We start from the raw sequence: 4,030 nt of genomic DNA, 5'->3' as shown, positions 1-4,030 counted from the left end.
AACGATATTCGATGAATTATTGAATAATAATGTATGCGGCACTAACTAGCCCGGATCGGAACGCCGACAGAGTAAGATGCGGGGCATACTCATGGGACTATTCGAAAGATACCTCTCTATCTGGGTATCACTCGCCATTGCGATTGGGATTGGCCTGGGGCAGATCGTGCCTGGCGCGTTCGAAGCACTTGCCCGTTTCGGATATGCAAATGTGAATTTCGCTGTCGCCCTGCTCATCTGGGCCATGGTCTGGCCCATGATGATCGGCGTGGATTTTTCCGCCATGCGCCGCGTCGGTGAGAAACCGAAGGGGCTGATCATCACACTGGTTGTGAACTGGCTTATCAAGCCCTTCACGATGGCGGCCCTCGGCGTTCTTTTTTTCCGCCATGTCTTCGCGCCGTTCATCCCCCCCGGAGACGCGGAAGGCTATATTGCCGGCCTCATCCTTTTGGGCGCTGCCCCCTGCACGGCGATGGTATTTGTCTGGTCACATCTGACACGTGGCGACCCGAATTACACACTGGTTCAGGTCAGTGTGAATGATGCGGTCATGGTGTTTGCCTTCGCACCGATTGTCGCTTTCTTGCTGGGAGTCACGGATATCGCCGTGCCGTGGGAGACGCTGCTCCTGTCGGTTGCGCTCTATGTGGTCGTTCCCCTGATGGCGGGCATTCTGGCTCGTAATGCCCTTAAGAAGCGCGGGGGTGAGGAATCGGTGACCGCCTTTACGCGCCGTATCAAACCCCTGTCGGTGATCGGCCTTCTGGCTACCGTTACACTCCTGTTCGGATTCCAGAGCGAAACGATCCTGGCGAAGCCGATCATCATTGCGCTCATTGCCGTACCAATTCTCATTCAGTCGTATGGTATCTTTGCACTCGCCTACGCGGCCGCCTGGGCATGGAAAGTGCCACATAAGGTCGCCGCGCCCTGCGCCATGATCGGCACGTCCAACTTCTTCGAACTGGCCGTCGCGGTGGCGATCAGCCTGTTCGGGCTGAATTCCGGAGCGGCGCTCGCCACAGTTGTCGGCGTGCTGGTCGAGGTGCCGGTCATGCTGTCGCTGGTAGCCTTCGCCAATCGCACCCGCAATGCGTTCCCGGAAACTTGAGAGAGCTCTCACGCAAAGCCTCAATTCTGAACGCGAACAGGTTTGCATGACTGCATGCAATCAACTGATCTGCCCGAGAAAGACCAACACACAGATGACCTCCACGAATGACCTTCCTGCCCTTCACGAAGACAGTTTTCGCGAGACCGACCCAGACGCCCTCCTGACTCCTGCGCTCAGCACACACAAGCCACGTATCCTGCTTCTGCATGGTTCTTTACGGGAGCGGAGCTATTCCCGCCTGGCAAATGAGGAAGCCGCTCGCATTCTGGAAAAGCTCGGCTGCGAGACGCGCATGTTCGATCCCGATGGTCTCCCGCTCGCCGATGGGGCGGAGGACTCCCACCCAAAAGTACAGGAATTGCGAGACCTCGTCGTATGGTCGGAAGGAATGGTCTGGTGTTCACCGGAGCGGCACGGTGCAATGTCGGGAGTCATGAAAACCCAGATCGACTGGATTCCCCTCTCTCTCGGCGGTGTCCGTCCTACCCAGGGAAAGACACTGGCCGTCATGCAGGTCTGTGGCGGGTCGCAGAGTTTCAACGCCGTCAATCAGCTACGCATTCTGGGACGCTGGATGCGGCTCATCACCATTCCAAACCAATCGTCTGTCGCCAAAGCATTCCTGGAATTCGACGAACGCGGCCGCATGACCCACTCGCCATATTACGACCGAATTGTCGATGTGATGGAAGAACTCGTGAAGTTCACGCTCCTGACCCGGGACCGTGCAGACCATCTTGTTGACCGCTATTCAGAACGCAAGGAAAGCCCCGCCAAACTGTCCGAACGAGTCAATCAGAAGAAAATCTGATAGGGGCATTCCAACCATAGCCGAGCTCAGTCTGTTTCGGCTATATCCATGTCAGTGGGACGCAATCGGTCAGCCAATGCGCCAATGTCGCTGGTCGTGAAATTTTCGATCAACTGTCTGGCCTCCAGCACCGCCTCTTCGTTTCCCTTGCTGCCGTCTGCCACTTCACCGGCGAGGGTCAGCAGAGGCATGTAGAGCGCTTCGGTCTCGCCCTTGATCGTGACGGCAAATGCTTCGTTCTGACTGGCAATCCTGTCCCATTCGCCGCGAACGCCAGCCCAGAAGCCTGCGGTACCGCTCCAGTAATCTGTTGCAATCTCGGTCTCGAAATCGCTGTCTCGGCGATATGTGTTCAGGCCAGTCTCACGCGCCAGCATGTGTGGCTGACTACCGCTCAGGACGAGCTTTCCATTGTCCTGCTCATGCACCCAGCCCCAAGACGTAACGACGTGCCGGTTCATCGCATGGATGGCGTGGTAATCATCGCGCGTGGTCATGTCGCGCCGCGGTAGCGGGCGCCATTCATGTGGCGGCTGCCATGTGGCAATCCCATTCTCGTGCGACCATGTCGCAACAGCCCCGTATCGCGGCGCATCATCGACCTGGTAGACCGTCTGAGACCAAGTACCGGCTCGCTCGGATGCTGGCACGTCACGCCACACCCAGGCATTTCCGCCAATGAATATCAGCACACGCTCAGGCTCATACTGCCAGTCCTGACGCCAGTGCTTGATCGCCATCTTGTGCTCGCCGCCTACGACCAGAATATGCTGTAGGCTGATGAAGTTTCCGCGATCCTCGACAACGAGGACCACCTCATCCCCACCAGACACTTTGCGAGGCTTCAGAAAATAGTCATCGTCGAAGGCGACGGTTTCGTTGAAGTCGAACTTCACCTTGTAGTTTCCCGCCATCGCCAGGATAGCTTCACGATCTGCCTGGAACTGAGGATCCCTCAAATCGGTCGCCGCAGGACGCGATATCACATTGGAAACATCAGACCGCGCCGGCAGCGTCGTACACGCAGCAAGCAATACGCCTGCCAGTACGGAAATGGAAAGTACGATCCGATTCGTCGCAATCATAGGGTGCCCTCATTCACGTCATCTGTCCGACACGGGTAAGAGCGCGACCTAGCATTGGTGAAAATGATTTGCAATCGCAAACTTGCGTGTGACGCTTATCCCAGTTCTCCGACGTCCAAAAAGGGCGCAGCGTCGAGCTCTTCGGCATCAAGCAGGCCAGCCGCGCGCTCAAGAGCCGCTACCAGCATGGATTGTTGCCAATCAGGGAGTTTGTCGAATCCGGCAGCGAATGTTTCGTGCAGCGGGTCGGGCGCAACCGACAGAGCCTCTTTACCCGCAGGCAGTAGGTTCAGCCAAACACGCCGACGGTCGGTGTCACACCGGCGCCGCGCGATCAAGCCGCGTGCCTCCAGTTTATCGACGAGGCTGGTGATGGTGGCGTGTTTCAGCTGAGTGGCCTCTGCCACCCGGCCTGCGGAGATCTCGCCCTGCTCATCGAGCATGCGCAAGACCGTCATTTGCGACGGAGTAAGGCCCGCCGTCTGAGCCAGCCGCTTGGACGCCAGTTCTGTCATGCGCTGTATTTTACGCAGCGCGATCAAGGCATCATCGGACCGTGTGCTCACCTGACGACTCCTATTGGGGCGCGAGGTCGGGTCCCAGCGCGGCTTTCAGTGGATCAAGGTGTGCCTCATAAGGGCGCCACTGCTCAACCCCGCTTTTGTTGATCGGACGACGAACCTGCTCGGAGCTGGCCGTGCGCACGGCCCGATCAGTCTTGTGAAAATCCACACAGGCCTGATCAAACGGCAAACCACAATAATCGAGAATCCGCCGAACCTGGCCTTCCAGGTCTTCCAGGACATCCTCGTGCTGAACGCGCAGGACTCGCCCTTCCGGGAGAACACTGTCCCAATGCGCCATCAGATCGACATAGCCGCGATAGTAGTTTCCAATATCATCGAGGCTGTAGGTGAACTCCTGACCTTCCGCGAAGAGTTGCTTGAAGCCCGACCAACAACAATCCATCGGGTCGCGCCGCGCATCGATGATCTTGGCATTGGGCAGGATCAGATG

General features: G+C 57.5%; 5 protein-coding genes. 2 read left to right on the top strand and 3 right to left on the bottom strand.

Annotated elements, in window-relative coordinates:
- Nucleotides 1-91: 91 nt before the first annotated feature.
- Both arsB and arsH read left to right on the top strand, forming a co-directional pair.
- Nucleotides 92-1,114, top strand: a complete 1,023-nt coding sequence (arsB, locus tag B4F73_RS05830) for an ACR3 family arsenite efflux transporter (RefSeq protein WP_206992015.1) — start codon at nucleotides 92-94, stop codon at nucleotides 1,112-1,114.
- A 94-nt stretch (nucleotides 1,115-1,208) separates the two neighbouring features.
- Nucleotides 1,209-1,928, top strand: a complete 720-nt coding sequence (gene arsH, locus B4F73_RS05825; protein ID WP_290482710.1) for an arsenical resistance protein ArsH — start codon at nucleotides 1,209-1,211, stop codon at nucleotides 1,926-1,928.
- 26 nt (nucleotides 1,929-1,954) lie between these two features.
- On the opposite strand, the gene B4F73_RS05820 is transcribed toward arsH, so the two are convergent.
- The 3 genes from B4F73_RS05820 to B4F73_RS05810 form a co-directional block, all read right to left on the bottom strand.
- On the bottom strand, nucleotides 1,955-3,013 hold the full coding sequence (locus B4F73_RS05820; protein ID WP_290482709.1) for a DUF6607 family protein: 1,059 nt from the start codon (nucleotides 3,011-3,013) through the stop codon (nucleotides 1,955-1,957).
- Between the two features lie 95 nt (nucleotides 3,014-3,108).
- Nucleotides 3,109-3,579, bottom strand: a complete 471-nt coding sequence (locus tag B4F73_RS05815; protein ID WP_206992013.1) for a MarR family winged helix-turn-helix transcriptional regulator — start codon at nucleotides 3,577-3,579, stop codon at nucleotides 3,109-3,111.
- A gap of 10 nt (nucleotides 3,580-3,589) precedes the next feature.
- The coding region (locus B4F73_RS05810; protein WP_290482708.1) for a sulfotransferase family protein at nucleotides 3,590-4,030 on the bottom strand (441 nt) is incomplete at its 5' end.

It is taken from the genome of Hyphomonas sp. UBA3601 (assembly GCF_002375605.1).
GTDB lineage: Bacteria > Pseudomonadota > Alphaproteobacteria > Caulobacterales > Hyphomonadaceae > Hyphomonas.
The sequence above is the reverse complement of the archived record's forward strand: the minus strand, read 5'-3'. Positions and strand labels throughout refer to the sequence as shown.